The sequence below is a fragment of the Streptomyces canus 299MFChir4.1 genome, assembly GCF_000383615.1.
Classification (GTDB): Bacteria; Actinomycetota; Actinomycetes; order Streptomycetales; family Streptomycetaceae; genus Streptomyces; species Streptomyces canus_C.
Genome location: NZ_KB911605.1, coordinates 1 through 20,841 on the forward strand (window position 1 = coordinate 1; position 20,841 = coordinate 20,841).

A 20,841-nucleotide genomic window follows, 5' to 3' on the forward strand; every position below is an offset into this window, starting at 1 on the left:
GGATGTCCGGCATGAGGTCCAGGGGCCAAGCCTGTGCCCGAGGCCCCCGTCATGACGTGAGGGGGCTCGGTCGCGACGCGCAGGGCCGCACAGCCCGCCCCGGGTTCCGCAATATCCAGGGGCGCCGAGCCGCGGTCCCGGCTGCGCCGTCGAGCCCCTTCCGAACGCGTCGCCACGACGCCCAGGCCGCCGAGCCCGGCCTCCGACACCCCCGTCACGGTGCCTCCACCCCCGCGTCAGAGTTGCGTCAAAGACAGCCCCCCGGCCCGCTCCCGACCGCTCCGCCGGGATCGCCGGACGTAAGGTCGACGCTGCGTAGACAGGGCTGACCGGAAGACAATGGGCTCATGGGACGCGGCAGGCTTCGGATCTATCTCGGTGCGGCACCGGGCGTCGGCAAGACGTACGCGATGCTGTCCGAGGCGCACCGCAGGGTCGAGCGGGGCACCGACTGTGTCGTGGGGTTCGTCGAGCATCACGGGCGGCCGCGTACCGAGGTGATGCTGCGCGGACTCGAAGAGATACCGCGCCGGGAGATCGAGTACCGGGACTCCGTCTTCACCGAGATGGATGTCGATGCCGTACTGCGCAGGGCCCCCGCCGTAGCCCTCGTGGACGAACTGGCCCACACCAACATCCCGGGCTCGCGCAACGACAGGCGCTGGCAGGACGTCGAGGAACTGCTCGCGGCCGGGATCGACGTGGTCTCGACCGTGAACATCCAGCATCTGGAGTCGCTCGGCGACGTCGTCGAGGCGATCACCGGGGTGCGGCAGCGCGAGACCGTGCCCGACGAGGTCGTACGCCGGGCCGATCAGATCGAGCTGGTCGACATGTCGCCCCAGGCGCTGCGCCGGCGGATGGCGCACGGCAACATCTACCAGCCGGACAAGGTCGACGCGGCGCTGTCGAACTACTTCCGGCCCGGCAACCTCACCGCCCTGCGGGAGCTCGCCCTGCTGTGGGTGGCCGACCGGGTCGACGAGTACCTCAAGCAGTACCGCAGCGAGCACCGGGTCTCGAAGATCTGGGGCTCCAGGGAGCGGATCGTAGTCGGGCTGACCGGGGGACCGGAGGGGCGGACGCTGATCAGGCGGGCCGCGCGCCTCGCCGAGAAGGGCGCCGGCGGTGAGGTGCTCGCCGTCTACATAGCCCGCAGCGACGGTCTGACCTCCGCCTCGCCCAAGGAACTCGCCGTCCAGAGGACCCTCGTCGAGGACCTTGGCGGAACCTTTCACCACGTGGTCGGCGACGACATACCGGCCGCGCTGCTCGACTTCGCGCGCGGGGTCAACGCCACCCAGATCGTCCTCGGGTCGTCCCGGCGCAAGACCTGGCAGTACGTCTTCGGACCCGGCGTCGGCGCGACCGTGGCCCGCGAGTCCGGGCCCGACCTGGACGTGCACATCGTCACCCACGACGAGGTCGCCAAGGGGCGCGGACTGCCCGTCACCCGCAGCGCGCGGCTCGGACGGGCCCGGATCCTGTGGGGCTGGCTGGTCGGCCTGGCCGGCCCGGTGCTCCTGACGATCCTCCTCACCACCGTCGACCTCGGCCTCGCCAACGACATGCTGCTGTTCCTGGCGGTCGTGGTCGCGGCGGCCCTGCTCGGCGGACTCTTCCCCGCGCTCGCGTCGGCCGCGGTCGGCTCGCTGCTGCTGAACTACTTCTACACACCGCCCCTGCACCGCTGGACCATCGCCGACCCCAAGAACATCGTCGCCATCGTGATCTTCGTGGGCGTCGGCATCTCGGTGGCCTCCGTCGTCGACCTCGCGGCCAGGAGGACCCATCAGGCCGCCCGGCTGCGCGCCGAGTCGGAGATCCTGTCCTTCCTGGCCGGGAACGTGCTGCGCGGCGAGACCCGCCTGGAGGAGCTCCTGGAACGCGTCCGGGAGACCTTCGGCATGGAGTCGGCGGCCCTGCTCGAACGGGCGGGCGACGTCGACCCGTGGACTTGCGCGGGCCGGGCGGGCCTCGGACCGGCCGTGGAGCGGCCGGAGGACGCCGACGTCGACATGCCGGTGGGGGATCACATGGCGCTCGCGCTCACCGGCCGGGTGCTGCCCGCCGAGGACCGCCGGGTGCTCGCCGCCTTCGCCGCCCAGGCCGCCGTCGTCCTGGACCGCCGCAGGCTCCAGGAGGAGGCCGACCAGGCCCGCACACTGGCCGAGGGCAACCGCATCCGTACGGCACTCCTGGCGGCCGTGTCGCATGACCTGCGGACCCCGCTCGCCGGGATCAAGGCGGCCGTCTCCTCGCTCAGGTCCGACGACGTGGCGTGGTCCGAGGAGGACCGGGCCGAGCTCCTGGAGGGCATCGAGGAGGGCGCCGACCGGCTGGACCACCTCGTGGGCAACCTGCTCGACATGTCCCGGCTCCAGACCGGCACGGTCGCCGCGATCGTCCGGGAGATCGACCTCGACGAGGTGGTGCCGATGGCGCTGGGCGGGGTGCCCGACGGGAGCGTGGAACTGGACGTGCCGGAGACCCTCCCGATGGTCGCCGTGGACCCGGGGCTGCTGGAGCGGTCGGTGGCCAACCTGGTCGAGAACGCCGTCAAGTACAGCCCGCCCGGCACCCCGGTCCGGGTCTCCGCGAGCGCCATCGCCGACCGGGTCGAGGTACGGGTCGTGGACCGCGGCCCCGGCGTCCCCGACGAGGCCAAGGAGCGCATCTTCGCGCCCTTCCAGCGCTACGGCGACGCCCCGCGCGGCGCCGGGGTGGGGCTCGGGCTCGCGGTGGCCCGGGGTTTCGCGGAGGCCATGAACGGCACCCTCAACGCCGAGGACACGCCCGGCGGCGGCCTCACCATGGTGCTGACGCTCCGCGCGGCGGACACGCACGCCCAGCTCCTCGTAGACCCCTTCGAAGAGGCAGAACCCGAAAGGCAGGCCACATGACCAGAGTGCTGGTCATCGAGGACGAGCCGCAGATCGTGCGCGCCCTCGTGATCAACCTCAAGGCGCGCAAGTACGAGGTCGACACGGCGCACGACGGCGCCGGCGCGCTCCGGCTCGCCGCCGCCCGCCACCCCGACGTGGTCGTCCTCGACCTGGGCCTGCCCGACATGGACGGCGTCGAGGTGATCAGGGGGCTGCGCGGCTGGACCCGGGTGCCGATCCTCGTGCTGTCCGCCCGGCACTCCTCCGACGAGAAGGTCGAGGCGCTGGACGCGGGGGCCGACGACTACGTCACCAAGCCCTTCGGCATGGACGAGCTGCTGGCCCGCCTGCGGGCCGCCGTGCGGCGCGCCGAGCCCACCGGGGGCGGCGAGGACGACGTCCTGGTGGAGACCGACGAGTTCACCGTCGACCTGGCCGCCAAGAAGGTCCGCAAGCACGGCAGAGACGTACGTCTCACCCCCACCGAGTGGCACCTGCTGGAGGTGCTGGTCCGCAACACCGGCCGGCTCGTCGGCCAGAAACAACTCCTCCAGGAGGTCTGGGGGCCGTCGTACGGGACGGAGACGAACTACCTCCGGGTCTACATGGCCCAGCTGCGGCGGAAGCTGGAGGCGGACCCCTCGCATCCGAAGCACTTCGTCACCGAACCGGGCATGGGATACCGGTTCGAACGCTAGTGCTGCGGGTACAACGCTGTCGGCGCACCCCGGTACGCTTTCGGATATGAGTGCTGTTCCTCGTTCCGAGAAGCCGGTGGGCCGGTTCCGGCGCATGCTCGACCGGCTCTCCTCGTCGCAGGAGGATCTGGAGTCCGAGGAGCTGCGGGAGGACACCGCGACCACCGGATGCACCCGGATCGGCGACTGTCACGACCGTCAGATCGTGACCGTTACTGGTACCTTGCGCACGGTCACCCTGCGGCCGCGTGCGGGCGTCCCGGCCCTGGAGGCCGAGCTGTTCGACGGCTCCGCCGCCCTGGACGTGGTGTGGCTCGGCCGGCGCTCCATCGTCGGGATAGAGCCCGGGCGCAAGCTGATCGCCTCCGGGCGGATCTCGATGAGCCGGGGCCGCCGGGTGCTGTTCAATCCGAAATACGAACTCCGACCCCTCGGACGGGAGTAGCCGGTGACGTCTCTCGACAAGCCGACCGAAGACACTCAGGCCGACGACGCACGGGCGGTGACCGAGGCCGCCCTGTTCGAGGCGTTCGGCGGCGTCCGAGGCATGGTCGAGACGGTTCTGCCGGGCCTGCTCTTCGTCACGATCTTCACGATCAACAAGGACCTGCACCTGTCGGCCATCGCCGCCCTCGTGGTGTCGCTGCTGCTGGTCGTGGTCCGTCTGGTCATGCGGGACACCGTCAAGCACGCCTTCAGCGGGGTCTTCGGCGTCGCCTTCGGTGTCGTCTTCGCGATGATGACGGGCAATGCCAAGAACTTCTACCTGCCGGGCATGCTGTACACGCTGGGCCTCGGCCTCGCGTACGTCATCACCACGCTCGCGGGTGTGCCGCTGATGGGGCTCATCCTCGGCCCGGTGTTCAAGGAGAACCTCTCCTGGCGGACCCGCAACCCCGGCCGCAAGAAGGCGTACGCCAAGGCCAGTTACGCCTGGGGCGGCATCCTGCTCGCCAAGTGCGCGATCCTCTTCCCGCTGTACTGGTGGGCCGACACCGCCCAGCTCGGCTGGGTCCTGGTCGCCCTGAAGATCCCGCCGTTCCTGCTGGCCGTCTGGCTGACCTGGGTCTTCCTCGCGAAGGCCCCGGCGCCCATCGACGTGTTCGCGGAGATGGAGGCGGAGGAGAAGGCCGAGGAGGAGCGGAAGGCGGCGCAGGCCGCGGAGCGCGGGGACACGGAGGCCGCGGGCGGCCGGCACCGACGAGACGCCTAGATCGCTCTACGACGACGGAGGGCGCCCTGCACACGCAGGGCGCCCTCCGTCGTCGTACGCCCTAGGAAGCTTCTTCCTTGCGGACCGACAGCAGGTCCTCCAGCTGCTCCTCCCTCGCCTGGGCGGCCACGAACAGGAGTTCGTCGCCTGCCTCCAGGGAGTCCTCCCGGGACGGGGTCAGGACGCGGGTGCCGCGGATGATGGTGACCAGGGAGGTGTCCTCGGGCCACTCCACGTCGCCCACCGTCGTGCCGGCCAGGGCCGACTCCTCCGGCAGCGTCAGCTCGACCAGGTTCGCGTCGCCGTGGCTGAAGCGGAGCAGCCGGACCAGGTCGCCGACGCTCACCGCCTCCTCGACCAGTGCGGACATGAGACGCGGGGTGGAGACGGCGACGTCCACGCCCCAGGACTCGTTGAACAGCCACTCGTTCTTCGGGTTGTTCACGCGGGCCACGACCCGCGGAACGCCGTACTCCGTCTTCGCCAGCAGGGAGACGACGAGGTTGACCTTGTCGTCGCCCGTCGCGGCGATCACGACGTTGCAGCGCTGGAGCGCGGCCTCGTCCAGGGAGGTGATCTCGCAGGCGTCGGCGAGCAGCCACTCCGCCTGCGGGACGCGCTCGACCGAGATGGCGGTCGGCGCCTTGTCGATGAGAAGGACCTCGTGGCCGTTCTCCAGCAGTTCGCCCGCGATCGAGCGGCCGACCGCACCGGCACCGGCAATGGCGACCCTCATCAGTGACCGCCCTCCTCTTCGGGGCCCTCGGCGAAGGACGCCTCGACCTTCTCGATGTCGTCCGTGCGCATCATCACGTGGACCAGGTCGCCCTCCTGCAGCACCGTCTGCGAGGTGGGCAGGACGGCCTCGCCGAGCCGGGTCAGGAACGCCACGCGGACGCCCGTCTCCTCCTGCATCGTGCTGATCTTGTGGCCGACCCAGGCGGTCGAGGCGTGCACCTCGGCCAGCTGCACCCCACCGGTGGGATCGCGCCACAACGGCTCCGCGCCCGAAGGCAGCAGCCGGCGCAGCATCTGGTCCGCCGTCCAGCGGACCGTGGCCACCGTCGGGATGCCCAGGCGCTGGTAGACCTCGGCGCGCCGGGGGTCGTAGATACGGGCCGCGACGTTCTCGATGCCGAACATCTCGCGGGCCACCCGCGCGGCGATGATGTTGGAGTTGTCGCCGCTGGAGACCGCGGCGAAGGCGCCGGCCTCCTCGATGCCCGCCTCGCGCAGGGTGTCCTGGTCGAAGCCGACTCCGGTGACACGACGACCGCCGAAACCGGAGCCCAGTCGTCGGAAGGCGGTGGGGTCCTGGTCGATCACGGCGACCGTGTGCCCCTGTTGCTCCAGGGTCTGGGCGAGAGCGGAACCCACTCTCCCGCAGCCCATGATGACGATGTGCACGACCGTCCTTCCGGTGTCAATAAGTACTGCTCAGCCACATCAGGGTCTCAGACCGACGCCCAAGCTACACACGCGCGGTAGGACGACGGCACCCCTGTGCACGGTTGCCCCGACTTCGGGTCGGTCAGCGGCGGCTGATGCTGCGGACGCTCGCCAGAGTCAGGATTCCGAGGCCGACGAGGGTGACCGTGGCACCGACGAGCTCTGCGGTCGCGTGCATGGGACCTCCGGGAGCAGTAACGGGCAGGGCCCTGTCATATAGGCATGCCGCCTCGCTCACCTGCGGAATCCGTAGCCGGAGTGCGGCCGGATTTCACCCGGAGAGCAGATGCGGGGTGCCGGGTGGTTGTGCGCCCGTTCGAACGCCTACGCTTCACTGTTGTGTCCAAACTGACCGACGTGCCCAAACGGATCCTGATCGGGCGCGCACTGCGCAGTGATCGGCTCGGGGAAACGCTCCTGCCGAAGCGCATCGCCCTACCCGTGTTCGCCTCCGACCCGCTGTCCTCGGTGGCGTACGCGCCCGGCGAGGTGCTGCTGGTCCTGTCCATCGCGGGCGTGTCGGCGTACCACTTCAGCCCCTGGATCGCGGTGGCGGTCGTCGTGCTGATGTTCACGGTGGTCGCCTCCTACCGGCAGAACGTGCACGCGTACCCGAGCGGCGGCGGCGACTACGAGGTGGCCAACACCAACCTCGGCCCCAAGGCCGGTCTCACGGTCGCCAGCGCCCTGCTCGTCGACTACGTCCTCACGGTCGCCGTCTCCATCGCCTCCGGAATCGAGAACCTCGGTTCCGCGATCCCCTTCGTGGTCCAGCACAAGGTGCTCTGCGCGATCGCCGTGATCGTCCTGCTCACGCTGATGAACCTGCGCGGCATGAAGGAGTCCGGCTCGCTGTTCGCGATTCCGACGTATGTCTTCGTCACGGGCGTCTTCATCATGATCGCGTGGGGTGCGTTCCGCGGCCTGGTTCTCGGCGACACCATGCGGGCACCGACGGCGGAATACCACATCAAGGCCGAACACCAGGGCCTGGCCGGATTCGCCCTTGTCTTTCTCCTGTTGCGCGCCTTCTCCTCCGGCTGCGCCGCGCTCACCGGCGTCGAGGCCATCTCCAACGGCGTACCGGCCTTCCGCAAGCCCAAGTCGAAGAACGCGGCGACCACGCTCGCGATGATGGGACTGCTGGCCGTCACCATGTTCTGCGGGATCATCGCGCTGGCCATGGTCACCAAGGTCCGCATGGCCGAGAACCCGGCCGAGGACCTGTTCCACCACGGCGTCGCGCTCGGCTCCGACTACGTCCAGAACCCGGTGATCTCCCAGGTCGCCGAGGCCGTCTTCGGCAAGGGCAGCTTCCTGTTCATCGTGCTGGCCGCGGCCACCGCGCTGGTGCTGTTCCTCGCCGCGAACACCGCCTACAACGGCTTCCCGCTGCTGGGCTCGATCCTCGCCCAGGACCGCTACCTGCCGCGCCAGCTGCACACCCGCGGCGACCGGCTCGCCTTCTCCAACGGCATCGTGCTGCTGGCCGGCGCGGCCGGACTCCTGGTGTGGATCTACGGCGCCGACTCGACCCGGCTGATCCAGCTCTACATCGTCGGCGTGTTCGTGTCCTTCACGCTCAGCCAGACCGGCATGGTCCGGCACTGGAACCGCCACCTGGCGACCGAGAAGGACGCCGCGAAGCGCAGCCACATGATCCGCTCCCGCGCGATCAACGCCTTCGGTGCCTTCTTCACCGGGCTCGTCCTGGTCGTCGTCCTGGTCACCAAGTTCACCCACGGCGCCTGGGTGGCCTTGCTCGGCATGTGCATCTTCTACGCGACGATGACGGCGATCCGTAAGCACTACGACCGCGTCGCCGAGGAGATCGCCGCGCCCGAGGGCCCGAGCGACGACAGCCTGCGGCCCTCCCGCGTCCACTCCGTCGTCCTGATCTCCAAGATCCACCGCCCGGCGCTGCGGGCACTGGCGTACGCCAAGCTGATGCGCTCGGACTCCCTGGAGGCCCTCTGCGTCAACGTGGACCCGGTCGAGACCAAGGCGCTGCGCGCCGAATGGGAACGGCGCGGGATCGACGTACCCCTGAAGGTGCTGGACTCGCCGTACCGCGAGATCACGCGGCCGATCATCGACTACGTCAAGGGGCTGCGGAAGGAGTCGCCGCGCGACGCGGTGTCCGTGATCATCCCCGAGTACGTGGTCGGGCACTGGTACGAGCATCTGCTGCACAACCAGAGCGCGCTCCGGCTCAAGGGCCGGCTGCTGTTCACACCGGGGGTCATGGTGACCTCGGTGCCCTACCAGCTCCAGTCCTCGGAGGCGGCGAAGCTGCGGGCCCGCAGGCGGCAGGAGTGGAACGCACCGGGTTCGGTGCGGCGCGGTCCGGCCGAGCGGGCGAAGGAGTCGTCGGCGCCGAAGTAGACTGGTCGGCTGTTGTCCTGGCGGGCTGTCGTCCCGCCTCTTCCCTTGACGTTGTGGAGTCACCCCGCCATGCAGGCAGAACCGAAGAAATCGCTGGTGGGGATGGAGTTCGAGGTCGAGGTCGGCCCCGTCGCCCACGGCGGACACTGCATCGCCCGCACGGACGACGGCCAGGTGCTGTTCGTCCGGCACACGCTGCCCGGTGAGCGGGTCGTGGCCCGGGTCACCGAGGGCGAGGAGGGCGCGCGCTTCCTGCGTGCCGATGCCGTGGAGATCCTTTCGGCCTCCAAGGACCGCATCGAGGCGCCCTGCCCCTACGCCGGTCCCGGCCGCTGCGGCGGCTGCGACTGGCAGCACGCGAAGCCGGGCGCGCAGCGGCGCCTCAAGGGCGAGGTCGTCGCCGAGCAGCTGCAGCGGCTCGCCGGTCTCACCCCCGAGGAGGCCGGCTGGGACGGCACGGTGATGCCGGCCGAGGGCGACAAGTTGCCGGCCGGAGAGGTGCCTGCCTGGCGGACCCGCGTGCAGTACGCGGTGGACGCCGACGGCAACGCCGGCCTGCGCCGCCACCGTTCGCACGAGGTCGAGCCGATTGAGCACTGCATGATCGCGGCGCCGGGCGTCAGCGAGCTGGGCATCGAGGAGCGCGACTGGTCCGGGATGGCGTCCGTGGAGGCGATCGCGGCGACCGGCTCCCAGGACCGCATGGTCATCCTGGAGCCCGTCCCGGGCGCCCGGCTGCCGCTGGTCGAGCTCGACAAGCCGGTGTCCGTGATGCGCGTCGAGGAGAAGGACGGCGGCATCCACCGCGTCCACGGCCGCGCCTTCGTGCGCGAGCGGGCCGACGGCCGCACCCACCGGGTGGGCAGCGGCGGCTTCTGGCAGGTCCACCCGCAGGCGGCCGACACCCTGGTGAAGGCGGTCATGCAGGGCCTGCTGCCCCGCAAGGGCGAGATGGCGCTCGACCTGTACTGCGGTGTCGGCCTGTTCGCCGGCGCGCTGGCGGACCGCCTCGGCGACCAGGGCGCGGTTCTCGGCATCGAGTCCGGCAAGCGCGCGGTCGAGGACGCCCGGCACAACCTCGCCGCGTTCGACCGGGTCCGCATCGAGCAGGGCAAAGTGGAGGCGGTGCTTCCGCGCACCGGCATCACCGAGGTCGACCTGATCGTCCTCGACCCCCCGCGGGCGGGAGCGGGCCGCAGGACGGTGCAGCACCTGTCGTCGCTCGGGGCCCGGCGGATCGCGTACGTCGCCTGCGATCCGGCCGCGCTGGCGCGGGACTTGGGGTACTTCCGGGACGGGGGGTACCGGGTGCGGACGCTTCGGGTGTTCGATCTGTTTCCGATGACGCACCACATGGAGTGTGTCGCGATCCTTGAGCCCGCTACAAAGGGGCTATGACCTGCAGTTTTCTCGGGTTTCTCAGGTGTGGCCGGATGTCGTCGACTGTTTCCCTACGTCCACCGCGCTCGACGCTGTTTCTGACGGAGCGTGAGGTGGTCGTTCTGGATCGGACAGCGTGGGTGAAGCGACTTGTCGGGCTCAACTCGACAGCCGAGTTGGGGGCCGGCAACCGGTCGCTCCGGCCAGGGCCCGGGTCGGTGCGCGCGCCGACACCGCATCTCTGTCCGTGGCCTCCATCGCACGGAGGCTCCACGACCCCGTGAGCGGGACCCGCAACTCGTGCAGTGACTCCGGCAGGCGCCGCCGAAACTCTTCCCGGTACAGCGAGAGGTCCTCGGCTTCCGCTCCGGCGAGGTCCCTCTGCGGGGGTGCCGGGGCCTGTTGCGGGGGAGCCAGGCAGCCTGTTCTGTTCCGGAGCCGAGCGATGGACTGTAGGTCATGACCCTCGTCCTGGAACCTCGTCGCACCTGGGCGCCCTGCTGTGGGCGGCCAGGCGGAACGAGGGTTCCAAGCCCGGCGGACTGCTGGGAGTCGGAGAGAGTCGTTGGTGCGGTACGCGCTTGAGGTTCTCGCCTCCACGGGGGGCGCTGCAGACGGCTGTGCTGGAGGCGATCGCCGACCGGCTGGACGAGCGATGCCTGCTGTTCGGCGAACCCGCCTCGGCCGACCCTGGCGACAGTGAACGTGCAGATGGCGACCGACCCCGTCAGGCGGCTGCCGTGAATCCTGCGCGCGCTACCGGGCCGCGCCTCGCCCTGAGGGCCGCCCGCGCCCACCGGATCATCCGGGTCTGGCGAACGGCAGGGTGTCCCGGTCCTCGCGACACCCCTCGGACGCCCGCCGGGCCGCGAGCTCACACCGACTCAGCAAACCGTCAACCGCGCGCTGTCGCGGCACGGGGCGTCGGTCGAGCACGGCGACACATGATTGAAGTCCTGGCGCATCCTCCGCAGACCCAGGTGCGGCCCGAACCGAATGACGCCAGTCGCTGCGGCTGTCCTCACGCTGGAGCGGCGTGCTGATCGCGCGCCTACGCCGTCGTTACACGGCTCCTGCGACCGCCGCACCCAGATGATCTCCGCCTACGAAAATTTTGCCATAGCCACGCTCACTCGTACGCCGACAACAGGCTCGGTGATTGGAACGAAGCGACATGAACGGACTGTTTTCTGCCGACCGTTGCCGTGAAAGACCGAGGACGGCCACGGCAGGCTGACGTACTGACAGGTGCCAGTACCGGTTGCCATCTTCACGCTGCATTGTCGACACAAGTGTGCGGTGCCATGGCTTGCAGGAACTATCGCGGTACCGAGGAGTCGCAGTGGGTTTCGCCGAACGATTGAAGCGTGATCTCGTCCAGGACGAGAATGCGCGATTCGTATATATCAATAATTTTGAAGTGGAACGCAGCTGGGCTGTCGGTGAACCCAAACTGCCGGGGGCGGGCATCTCCTTCGCCTCGGCGACGGTCAACCGTATGGAGGAGATGGGCGTCCTGCTCGCCGAGAGCGCGGACATCGTGCTCCTGAAGGCGCCGATGGACAGTGACTATGCCGCGTACCTGCGTGCGGTCGACGCCTCGGCCGGTGAAGTGGTCGCGGTCGAGGCGTCCCTGCCCTCACGCACCGTCACGGAGGACGCGCTGGAATCGCCCCGGACGCTGGACTTCCTGCGCGGACTGGCGGACGGCCGTACGTACCTTATGCCGATGGGAATTTCCGCAGCCGAGGAAGAGCTCTCCCAGGCGGTGGGCCTGCCACTGGCCGGCCCACGTGCAGAGGTCTGCAAGCGGGTGAACGGCAAGATCTACAGCCGTCGTCTGGTCGACTCGCTCGGGCTGGCCGCCGTACCGGGTGTGGTGTGCGAGACGGTTGCCGACCTGGCCGCAGCGGTCGAGGCGCAATGCGCCCGCGGCGACCGGGTGGTGGTGAAGGAGTCGCTGGGTGTATCGGGGCGGGGCATGGTGGTGCTGCCGGACCGGGCGGCCGCTGACCGGCTGCTGCGGCTGATCGGCCGCCGCGGGCAGCAGACGCGGGTGGACATGGTGGTCGAGTCCTGGATCGAAGATGTCACGGATCTCAACTACCAGTTCCTGGTGAGCCGTTCTGGGCAGGTCCGGTTCGAGGCCGTGAAGGAGGCGGTGCTGCACAACAACGTGCACCAAGGACATCGTTTCCCGGTGGATCTCTCCGAGGAGCATCTCGGCACGCTGCATGAGTCGGCCCTTCTGATCGGCCGCGCGCTGCACGCGGACGGCTACTACGGAATTGTCGGCGTGGACGCCATGATCGGCCCGGACGGGGTGTTGTACCCCTGCTTGGAAATCAACGCGCGATTCAACATGTCGACCTATCAGAGCCGAATCGCGGAGCGCTTTCTCTCAGCAGGACGTCACGCCATCGCGGCAACCTTCAACCTCAAACCGTCGCGGGCCCACTCCTTTGCCGAGGTTGCCGCCGTCCTAGGCCGATCCATATTCGACGGAACCCACATTCCGGGCGTTCTCGTCAACAATTTCGCCACGCTGAACGCGGGCATCGGTCCGGGGGACGGTCCGTTCCACGGGCGCATATACGGAATCTGCATCGCCGCCGACGCCGGCTCGGCGCTCGCCTTGCGGAGCCGGACCGAGGAACGTCTGCGCACTCTGGTGGCAAGGGGGAGCTCATGAGCATCCAGGGGATCACCTATACAGAGCTGGCGGAGCGCTTCGGCACGCCTCTCTATGTCTACGACGGTGATGTTCTGCTGCGGCGCCTGCGCGAGTTGTCCGAGGCGCTGCATCCCGCACTCGAAATCTTCTTCTCGCTGAAGTCCAACCCCAATGTCAGCGTCTTCAGCACACTCAGGGAGGGCGGCGCGCACGCGGAAGTGTCCTCACTGGTCGAGCTGCGCACCGCGCTGCTGGCCGGAGCTCAGCCGCAGGACATCATCTTCCTCGGGCCCGGCAAGAGCGAGGAGGAACTGAATGCCTGCCTGCGGACAGGCATCTACGCCATCGTCGCCGAGTCGCTCGACGAGGTGGACCGCATCGAGCGGCTCGCGTCCGAGAGCGGTGTCCGGCAGCGGGTCATGCTCCGGATCAACCCGGCCTTCCTTGCCGGCGGATCCCGGCTGACCATGGGCGGCAAGCCGCGGCAGTTCGGCATCGACGAGGCCCAGGTGCTCGCTGCCGGGGACCTGACGTCGCGTTACCGCCATGTCGAGTTGGCGGGGATCCACGTCTACATGGGCACCCGGATACTCGAGGCCGAGGTGGTCGCGAAGAACACGCGTTACATCCTGGAACTCGCCGATCGCGTCGCGGCGGCCACCGGAATCCGCATGGCGGCCGTCGATATCGGCGGCGGCCTGGGGGTGCCCTACTTCGAGGGTGAGGACGACCTCGGTGCGGCGGAGCTGGCCAAGGAACTCAACCCGCAGATCGAGGAGTTCACGCGGAGCCACCCAGATACGCGGCTGCTGATGGAGTCAGGCCGCTATCTGACCGCCCCGGCAGGCATCTACATCGTGTCGGTGCGCTACGTGAAGGAATCGATGGGCGAGATGTTCGCGGTTGCGGACGGCGGCACCAACCACCACATGGCTGCGGTAGGCATCGGCTCGTTCGCCAAACGCAACTTTCCCGTGCGACTGCTCAACCGCGACTCCGGCGACGAGCTGCAGAGCTGGAACGTCACCGGCCCCCTCTGCACGCCCAACGACACCCTGCTCAAGCGTGCCGCGTTGCCGCCGCTGCACGTGGGTGACCTGCTGGGCGTCGAACGGTCGGGTGCCTACGGTCCCTCGGCCTCACCCGGGTTCTTCCTCGGACACGGCTTCCCCGCGGAGGTTCTCGTCCGGGACGGCGAGGCGCACCTCGTGCGCAGCCGTGATCTGCCTGATGACCTGTTGCGTCAACAACACCTGTACAGCCGACGCGTGTCGTCGGCCGGCACACGAAAAGAGGTCTCGTGAACCGCGAGCAGATTGTCGAGCACATCCGGATCGCGCTCTCCAGCGTACTCAACAGGGAGATCGGACAGCTGGAGGAGAACGTCCGCCTTGTCGAGGACCTTTCCCTGGACTCCACCAGCGTCATCGAACTGCTGATGGCCCTGGAGGACACCATGGGCCTGGAGCTGGACGTGGAAGACCTGCAGCCCGAGGTGTTCCAGACCGTCGGGAGTCTGGCCGACTACCTGGCCGCCGAGGTTTCGGGCCTGGTGTCCTGAAGTCGGCGGAGGGGCGTCAGATGACCGTGATCACTGCTGCCGCAGCGGAGGCGCCCTTGTCCTCGGCGACGGGGACCGCCGGGTGCCGGTGGAGGGAGCCGGTATGAGGGTCGGTGTCGACCTGCTCTCCGTCCAGCGGTTCTCCCCGATCGCACGGCACGACCGCTACCGCTCGCTGGTCTTCACCGAGGACGAGCTCGCCCAGGCCCGCACTCTGGGGCCGGAACGCAGCGTGGAGCGGCTGGCGGGCCGATTCTGCGTCAAGGAGGCGACATGCAAGGTCCTCGGACGGGGATTCTGGCAGGGGGTCCGTTGGCGGGACATCGAGGTGCTCGGCGACTCCTGGGGGAGACCCGTCGTCACGCTGAGCGGCGGTGCCCGGCGCATCGCCGACGAACTGGGACTGAGTGGCCTGGAAGTCACGCTCACTCATCAAGCGGAGCTTGTGGTGGCGGTGGCGATAGGGGTGGCCGAGAGGCCGGGGGACTGCGACGCACGGTCGCGGAGCTCATGAGCGGCAGCGGCCCTGCCCACTCACCTGGCCTGCGACGGCCCCGCGCGTCCGCCGCGCCCCGGCCGGCTTCCAGCTGTTCTCTCGCGTTAGGGGGTCTTGAGTGACTGATCGCGACTCGACATCACAGGTTGATCAGAACGAATTTGTCAACACCTACCTTGCCAAGAACACGCCGTTCGTGGCCAGGAACTGTTTCACGCGCAGCGGGCCGCTGGCTTCGCCGTCGGACCTGGAGCCCTTGGCAGAGAAATTCGGCGCGTACCACGTGCCTGTCTTCGACACCCTGTTCGAGATGCAGCGCTCGATGAGGTTCAGCGACTATGTGTCGGCGATGGCATCCGAACGGACCGGTGCGAAGCGCGTGTCGTACGTACGTTGGTACGCCCGCCAGCGCCACTTCCAAATGATATGTGCAGACGAGGCGTTCGCAGAACTCGCGGAAAGCTGGACAGCTCCGTCCTGGGTCCCGTCGGGGGGCTATCTGTTCCCGCCCATCAAGGAGAATGCTGATCCGGTAAGGGACAGATTTCCCGCGAAGGGCTTCTTCGTCTGCGCCGCAGGAGGCCGTACTCGGCTGCACGTGGATCCATGGGCCAGCGATGCTGTGCTCTGTCAGGTCACCGGGGCGAAGCGCTTTGTGATGTACCCCCCGAGCGCGGGCGAGTTCCTGTCGGACGGAGATGCCGTCGTCGACCTGGAGGAGCCGGACGACGAGCGGTTTCCCACCTGGAGAGCAGTCCGACCCGCTGTGGACGTGACCCTTTCCCCGGGTGACGCCATCTATATCCCTGCCGGGTGGTTTCACGCGGCTGTCGCTCTCGCGCCCAGCGTCTCGATCACGTGGAACTTCGTCCATGAAGTAAATGCCGCCCGGTTTGCGGCATATCTTGAGTCCGGCGGCTCTACGGATGCCACGGTCAAGTACTTTCACGCCACCCACGAGGTCGCGCCGGCCTCCTGAACGGCGGGATCGAGCGCGGCAGGGCCGGATCCAGGAGGAGGAGTCACGTGAGCAAGAATGCCCCCACGCTGAAGGAGGATATATCCATCCCGACCTTCGAGGCCTCGGTCGACTCCCCGTTCTCGTGGCTGCGGGAGACGACGGCGGCCATTCGCGACCAGTTGCTGGTTCACGGAGCGGTCATGGTCCATGGCCTGCCGATAGACGGACCGGACGGTCTGGCCGAGGCACGGAATTCCCTGGGGGTCGACAACTTCACACCTACTGAGGCGTTCAACCACCGGAGCGACTTCGGCAACCACATCCTTTCACCCATCAGCTGGCCGCTGGACCGGCATATTTGCCCGGTGCAGGAGAGTTCCTTCAGCCGTACGTTCCCCTCGGTGGTGCTCACTGCGTGCGTCACGCCGCCGGACGGCGACGGGCGAGCCTACCTCGGTGACGCCCGTCGGATAGGCCAGCACTTGCCCGCGCACCTCGCCGACCGGGTACGGACGGACGGTTGGACCATGGCCCGGACCTTCCACGCTGGATTCGGCATTTCGTGGCAGGAGGCATTTTCCAGGAAGGATCGCGCATCCCTTGAGGAGCTTCTCAAGACGGAGGGAATCGAATCCGAGTGGCTCCCCAACGGTGCCCTGCACACCGTGCGGCACCTGCCCGGCTTCATCGACCACCCGGTGACCGGCGATGTTTGCTGGTTCAATCAGCTCTCCTTCCTCAATGCCGGCAGCCTGGAGCCTGCGGAACGCCGGTTCATGGCCAGGGCGTTCGGGAAGTACCTCCCGATGGACTCCTTCTTCGGTGACGGGTCGCCGCTGTCGGAGGAAGATGTGAAGGCCATAGACCATGCCTACGACTCCTCGCGGATCGACGTTCCGTGGCGCCGCGGAGATTTGCTGATCACCGACAACGTCTCCATGGCCCTGGGTCGATCGCCGATCGCGGGCTCCCCTGAATTTCTCGTCGCCCTCGGACGGGGCCACTGAATCCGCTCATTGTCGCGCGAACATGGATGATCAAGACACGGAGGGCAAAATTCACCCGCCGCTGAACAGTGTGCGTCGAATCTGTCAACGCGGCCTCGGCGGCATAATACATACACGTGCGTGCCGAACTCGCCGCGAATGTCCATACCGGCGCTTTCGGGTGGGTTGCGCCCTCGTTTCATGAAGCACCGAATTTATCCGTTCTTGATTGCTACGGTTCTCGGCGCTCGATAGGTTAATTTCGATCGCGATACGGGGAGGGTTCCTGCATGATGAACCTAGGGCTCGCGAACCCCGGGCTGCACACGGTTCCGGTGGCTGCGGGGGTGCAAGCTTTCGACGCCAAGGTCCGTCCTCACGTAACGAGACGGGTGCTCCGGTCGTCGGGATTTGGTCCGAGCCCCTTGCAGTAGGGGACATCTTTGACACGGGGGCGATGCTCTGATGCGCGACAGCCAACCTGCCGACTCAGTCGGCCGTTCGACGGGCTTTTGCGTGAGAGGCCACTTCGAGGCATGCCTCCTTCAATAGATACAGTCGATGACTTCTGCCGTGGACTGGTACTGACGATAGCGAACCGGTTCGAGCAGCTTGAAGGACTTTCATCCGCTTGATCCTATCCGCGTCGACCGCGCGGAAATTTCAAGCGTCCACGAAAAGCTGCTCGATGTCGGGTCAACTTTCGCATTCCCCCAGGGGAACAAGAAGAGGAAGGCTCTCTCGCGTGCGCACTATGGTTGAAGCTGATATAGAAGTGATTGTGAGCTGGTCCAACCCGCGCCACCCCGACGGTCCCCAGTTCGCGGAGCAGAGCAGACTGAGGGCCGGCGATCGACTGAGTTTCGGCAGGGTGAGTGGTACCGGAAAACTGCAACCCGGCGCCACGCCCGGCATTGGAGCGTTCGAGGTTTCCGACCGGCACCTCCTCTTCTCGAACCTCACCGCAAGCACTACCTTCGCGATCGAGAACCTGGAAGGCGGCACGGAACTCGTAAAAGCACGTCCTCGTCAATTGGACATGGTAATCCCGTTCGAGATGTCGCGCATCCTGATACCTACCGGTACGAGCGTAAGTGAAATCACCGTCTTCGCTTCCCCGCCGGTCCTGCTTCGGTCCGACCAGGCCACCACGTTTTCCGCCTCCGCCGTATCCAAGCTGGATACGACAAGTAAGTATTTCGCCGTTCTCGTCGCGCTGTGTGAGCCACGGTTGCGCGGTTCGTCCATGGCGGCCGTACCGTCCGTTCAGGAGGTGGCCGAAAGACTCAAGCGGACCAAGCAATTCAGGGGCGCGAACCGGAGCAGCATCAACTACCACATCGACTATCTGGCCGACCGGAAGCTCCCGGTCAGCCAGTGGGCCAAATATGTGGACGAGGGTCGCATGCATTCCAAGCGCGAAGCCCTGGTCGCGTTCGCACTCCGCTTCGACCTGGTGCGAGAGGAACATCTCAGCCTGCTCCCCGACCTCAAGTACGCGAGGGTCCTGCGTCGGTGAACCGCGGGTCTCCCTGTCAGCCGGTCGCCGGCCAGGCGCGATTCCATGAAGGTTCTTCACCCAGATAGGATGCGTTTATGGAGCCTGCACCTCTGAAGGTCGGGACCTGGAATATCGGGGGAGGGATCCTCGGCGAGTCCCATCAGCGAGGCGTGGATCCATCACTCGATCGTTATGCGTCAGTCCTGGAGGAATGCGGGCCCGACGTGCTGTGTCTGCAGGAGGCGCACGATTACCACGGACGTCAGGTGGGCCAGGCGGAATGGCTGGCGAAGCATCTGGGGTATCCGTATTTCGCGTCCTTCCCGACAAGCAGGTCTCACATGGTGGAGGACGCTTCCCTGGCGCTGGGGATCGTGTCCCGGTTCCCCATCCGGGATGCCGTGTACAAGCAGTTCCCGAATCCCCGGCTCCGGGTCGTCGGCCCGAACGGCGAGAACTGGGAGCTGCACGACAAGGGTTATGTGGTCGGTCAGTTGGATCTGGGCTGGGGAACGCTCGGACTGGTCAATGGGCACTGCTTTCCGCTCCAGCACTTCGGAATAAGCCCGACCGAGCCGGTTTTTGCGCAGATGTGGCGCATGCTGACGGCCGATCTGCTGGCCGTCGGCGCCGCCGGTCCAGCACTCGCCGCCGTCGACCTGAACTACGCGCGGATCAGGGACCTGCTGGTCGATGTCCTGCGTCCGGGGCGTTATTTCAACGCATTCGACGGTACCCCCACAACGCCCCAGGGCGTACAGAAGGACTACATTCTCTACGGGGAATCGATCCGGTTGCTCACCACCACGGTGGCGTCGACCGGTTCGGACCATTCATATTGCCAAGCAAGTTTTCTGATGTAGCTCGGGCGGGACGTACGGCTCCATGACTGCACGTGACATGAGCAACCGGCTGCGAGAGGGATCTGAATGGGAATGCACGATGCGCGAAGTCACCGGCCTGTCGTCGCTGTCGTAGGACTTGGCATAGCCGGTTCGCTTGCGGTAGTGCATCTGTGTGATGGATCGTCGAGCCATCCTCAGAATGGGCCGATAGAACTGCTCCTCATAGATCCGGGCGTTGTGGCCGGAGACCTTCGACCTCATCGAGACTCGGCGCAGCGCCTGCTGAGCGCGCGTGTCGAGGACATGAGCTGCTACGAGAGAGAAGCCGACCACTTTGCGCGTTGGCTGTGCCGGCGTGGTGAATGCCCGTCGGAGACCGGTCTGACGCCCACCTGGTATCGCTACCAGAATTACCTTGCGCACACCGTCGGCGAGTCGATCATCCAGGCGACCGGCTCTGCGACTGTGCGGAGAATCAAGAACCGTGTGGAGCAGATCGAAAAAACGGATGAGTCCGGGTATGTCCTCTATTTGGACAACGGTGAGCTCTGTCGGGTGGATTCCGTGGTCATGGCGACCGGACTGAGATGCGCCTGGGAGCCGAAGGACGGTGATCGGTGGGCATCGCGGTCCGTCGACGGTGACGTTTCTGAGCCCCGTGGCAGCGAGATGGGATGGGGACCTCACGCGCACTTCCTGCCGGATCACCGTGAAATGCGATCGTCCAGTCCCCTGGACTGTGTGCCGCTTCTACGTCGAGAAGCGGCGAAGGTTGCCGCTTCGGTACTCGCGGTCCGGGCGTCGTGAAGAGGACCGGATGGAGCGTCAGTCCTCGGCGTCCGCGGGAGGGTGATCAGTGAGCGGCGTGCACTCCTCCCCAGATGTGCGTGTTCTCGGTCGGGACCCCCATCTGGACGTACTCGAGTCGGAAGGCGTGCATATCTTCCGCGAGGTGGCGGGCGAGTTCGAGCGGCCGGTGATCCTCTTCTCGGGTGGCAAGGACTCCATGGTCATGCTGCACCTCGCGTTGAAGGCCTTCAGGCCGGCCCCGCTGCCGTTCGGGCTGCTGCATGTCGACACGGGGCACAATTTTCCCGAGGTGCTGTCCTTTCGGGACCGTGTCGTCAAGCAACACGGGGTGCGGTTGCACGTCGCCTCCGTACAGGAGTTCATCGATCGCGGAGAGCTGCGGGAGCGCCCGGACGGCACCCGTAACCCGCTGCAGACACAGCCGCTCCTGGCCGCCATAGAGACGGCCCGGTACGACGCGGTGTTCGGCGGCGGACGGCGCGACGAGGAGAAGGCCCGGGCGAAGGAACGGGTGTTCTCGCTGCGCGACCAGTTCGGCGGCTGGGATCCCCGCAGGCAGCGCCCCGAGCTGTGGCAGCTGTACAACGGACGGCACGCTCCCGGCGAGCACGTACGGGTCTTCCCGCTGTCCAACTGGACCGAGCTGGACGTGTGGCAGTACATCGCCCGCGAGGGCATCGAGCTGCCCCGGATCTACTTCGCGCATGAACGTGAGGTGTTCCGGCGCTCGGGGATGTGGCTGACCGCGGGCGAGTGGGGCGGCCCGAAGGAGGGCGAACCGACAGAGGTCCGACTGGTGCGCTACCGCACCGTCGGCGACATGTCCTGTACCGGTGCCGTGGACTCCGCGGCCACCACGCTGGACGCGGTGATCGCCGAGATCGCGGCTTCCCGGCTCACCGAACGGGGTGCGACGCGTGCCGACGACAGACTCTCCGAGGCCGCGATGGAGGACCGCAAGCGTGACGGCTACTTCTGACCGGCCACGCTACGGCGC

18 protein-coding genes and 1 pseudogene are annotated in these 20,841 nt (G+C 67.4%); 17 read left to right on the forward strand and 2 right to left on the reverse strand.

Going from position 1 to position 20,841, the window contains the following annotated elements; translation table 11 throughout:
- Nucleotides 1–347 precede the first annotated feature (347 nt).
- Genes H293_RS0134685 through H293_RS0134700 form a run of 4 tightly spaced genes read left to right on the forward strand, consistent with a single transcriptional unit; the run spans nt 348 to nt 4,796 of the window.
- Nucleotides 348–2,903 (forward strand): sensor histidine kinase, encoded by a 2,556-nt coding sequence (locus tag H293_RS0134685; protein ID WP_020122412.1) that lies wholly within the window; start codon nt 348–350, stop codon nt 2,901–2,903.
- Entirely contained in the window at nt 2,900–3,583 is a 684-nt protein-coding gene (locus H293_RS0134690; protein WP_020122413.1) for a response regulator, read from the forward strand. The genes H293_RS0134685 and H293_RS0134690 overlap by 4 nt, the downstream gene beginning before the upstream one ends.
- 46 nt (nt 3,584–3,629) lie before the next feature.
- Entirely contained in the window at nt 3,630–4,028 is a 399-nt protein-coding gene (locus H293_RS0134695) for an OB-fold nucleic acid binding domain-containing protein (RefSeq protein WP_033415996.1), read from the forward strand.
- 3 nt (nt 4,029–4,031) lie between these two features.
- Nucleotides 4,032–4,796, forward strand: coding sequence for a DUF3159 domain-containing protein (locus H293_RS0134700; protein ID WP_020122415.1), 765 nt, complete (start codon nt 4,032–4,034; stop codon nt 4,794–4,796).
- A gap of 61 nt (nt 4,797–4,857) precedes the next feature.
- Here the strand turns inward: H293_RS0134700 and H293_RS0134705 are convergent, their stop codons facing one another.
- Both H293_RS0134705 and H293_RS0134710 read right to left on the reverse strand, forming a co-directional pair.
- Nucleotides 4,858–5,532: a potassium channel family protein gene (locus tag H293_RS0134705; protein WP_020122416.1), complete on the reverse strand. Its 675-nt coding sequence runs from the start codon at nt 5,530–5,532 to the stop codon at nt 4,858–4,860.
- The gene (locus H293_RS0134710; RefSeq protein WP_020122417.1) at nt 5,532–6,203 is read right to left on the reverse strand and encodes a potassium channel family protein; all 672 of its coding nucleotides are present in this window, start codon (nt 6,201–6,203) and stop codon (nt 5,532–5,534) included. The genes H293_RS0134705 and H293_RS0134710 overlap by 1 nt, the downstream gene beginning before the upstream one ends.
- Nucleotides 6,204–6,584: 381 nt before the next feature.
- On the opposite strand from H293_RS0134710, the gene H293_RS0134720 reads away from it, so the two are divergent.
- From H293_RS0134720 to cysD, 13 genes and pseudogenes are all read left to right on the forward strand, one after another.
- Nucleotides 6,585–8,630, forward strand: a complete 2,046-nt coding sequence (locus H293_RS0134720; protein ID WP_028808457.1) for an APC family permease — start codon at nt 6,585–6,587, stop codon at nt 8,628–8,630.
- Between the two features lie 69 nt (nt 8,631–8,699).
- Nucleotides 8,700–10,028: a class I SAM-dependent RNA methyltransferase gene (locus H293_RS0134725; protein ID WP_020122420.1), complete on the forward strand. Its 1,329-nt coding sequence runs from the start codon at nt 8,700–8,702 to the stop codon at nt 10,026–10,028.
- 681 nt (nt 10,029–10,709) lie between these two features.
- A pseudogene (locus H293_RS60545) lies at nt 10,710–11,048 on the forward strand (IS5/IS1182 family transposase); the annotation flags it as partial.
- Between the two features lie 304 nt (nt 11,049–11,352).
- Entirely contained in the window at nt 11,353–12,702 is a 1,350-nt protein-coding gene (locus H293_RS0134730; RefSeq protein WP_028808458.1) for a preATP grasp domain-containing protein, read from the forward strand.
- Nucleotides 12,699–13,988 (forward strand): diaminopimelate decarboxylase, encoded by a 1,290-nt coding sequence (gene lysA, locus H293_RS0134735; RefSeq protein ID WP_020122422.1) that lies wholly within the window; start codon nt 12,699–12,701, stop codon nt 13,986–13,988. The genes H293_RS0134730 and lysA overlap by 4 nt, the downstream gene beginning before the upstream one ends.
- Complete coding sequence (locus H293_RS0134740; RefSeq protein ID WP_020122423.1) at nt 13,985–14,245, forward strand: acyl carrier protein; 261 nt, start codon at nt 13,985–13,987, stop codon at nt 14,243–14,245. The genes lysA and H293_RS0134740 overlap by 4 nt, the downstream gene beginning before the upstream one ends.
- 103 nt (nt 14,246–14,348) lie before the next feature.
- Nucleotides 14,349–14,759: a holo-ACP synthase gene (acpS, locus tag H293_RS0134745; protein ID WP_020122424.1), complete on the forward strand. Its 411-nt coding sequence runs from the start codon at nt 14,349–14,351 to the stop codon at nt 14,757–14,759.
- A gap of 100 nt (nt 14,760–14,859) precedes the next feature.
- Nucleotides 14,860–15,720, forward strand: a complete 861-nt coding sequence (locus H293_RS0134750) for a cupin-like domain-containing protein (protein ID WP_078612755.1) — start codon at nt 14,860–14,862, stop codon at nt 15,718–15,720.
- 47 nt (nt 15,721–15,767) lie between these two features.
- Nucleotides 15,768–16,709, forward strand: a complete 942-nt coding sequence (locus tag H293_RS0134755; RefSeq protein WP_020122426.1) for a TauD/TfdA family dioxygenase — start codon at nt 15,768–15,770, stop codon at nt 16,707–16,709.
- A gap of 733 nt (nt 16,710–17,442) precedes the next feature.
- Complete coding sequence (locus H293_RS50575; protein WP_259294594.1) at nt 17,443–18,207, forward strand: hypothetical protein; 765 nt, start codon at nt 17,443–17,445, stop codon at nt 18,205–18,207.
- A gap of 77 nt (nt 18,208–18,284) precedes the next feature.
- On the forward strand, nt 18,285–19,052 hold the full coding sequence (locus tag H293_RS0134765) for an endonuclease/exonuclease/phosphatase family protein (protein ID WP_028808459.1): 768 nt from the start codon (nt 18,285–18,287) through the stop codon (nt 19,050–19,052).
- A gap of 72 nt (nt 19,053–19,124) precedes the next feature.
- On the forward strand, nt 19,125–19,841 hold the full coding sequence (locus H293_RS61760) for an FAD/NAD(P)-binding protein (RefSeq protein WP_397895800.1): 717 nt from the start codon (nt 19,125–19,127) through the stop codon (nt 19,839–19,841).
- 49 nt (nt 19,842–19,890) lie between these two features.
- Nucleotides 19,891–20,823, forward strand: a complete 933-nt coding sequence (gene cysD / locus H293_RS0134770; RefSeq protein WP_028808460.1) for a sulfate adenylyltransferase subunit CysD — start codon at nt 19,891–19,893, stop codon at nt 20,821–20,823.
- Nucleotides 20,824–20,841: the final 18 nt, after the last annotated feature.

Bases quoted from the DNA above. Each gene is read 5' to 3' on its own strand.
- H293_RS0134685 (WP_020122412.1), top strand. From the start codon at position 348: ATGGGACGCGGCAGGCTTCGGATCTATCTCGGTGCGGCACCGGGCGTC.
- H293_RS0134690 (WP_020122413.1), top strand. From the start codon at position 2,900: ATGACCAGAGTGCTGGTCATCGAGGACGAGCCGCAGATCGTGCGCGCC.
- H293_RS0134695 (WP_033415996.1), top strand. From the start codon at position 3,630: ATGAGTGCTGTTCCTCGTTCCGAGAAGCCGGTGGGCCGGTTCCGGCGC.
- H293_RS0134705 (WP_020122416.1), bottom strand. From the start codon at position 5,532: ATGAGGGTCGCCATTGCCGGTGCCGGTGCGGTCGGCCGCTCGATCGCG.
- H293_RS0134725 (WP_020122420.1), top strand. From the start codon at position 8,700: ATGCAGGCAGAACCGAAGAAATCGCTGGTGGGGATGGAGTTCGAGGTC.
- lysA (WP_020122422.1), top strand. From the start codon at position 12,699: ATGAGCATCCAGGGGATCACCTATACAGAGCTGGCGGAGCGCTTCGGC.
- acpS (WP_020122424.1), top strand. From the start codon at position 14,349: ATGAGGGTCGGTGTCGACCTGCTCTCCGTCCAGCGGTTCTCCCCGATC.
- H293_RS50575 (WP_259294594.1), top strand. From the start codon at position 17,443: ATGGTTGAAGCTGATATAGAAGTGATTGTGAGCTGGTCCAACCCGCGC.
- H293_RS0134765 (WP_028808459.1), top strand. From the start codon at position 18,285: ATGGAGCCTGCACCTCTGAAGGTCGGGACCTGGAATATCGGGGGAGGG.
- H293_RS61760 (WP_397895800.1), top strand. From the start codon at position 19,125: ATGCACGATGCGCGAAGTCACCGGCCTGTCGTCGCTGTCGTAGGACTT.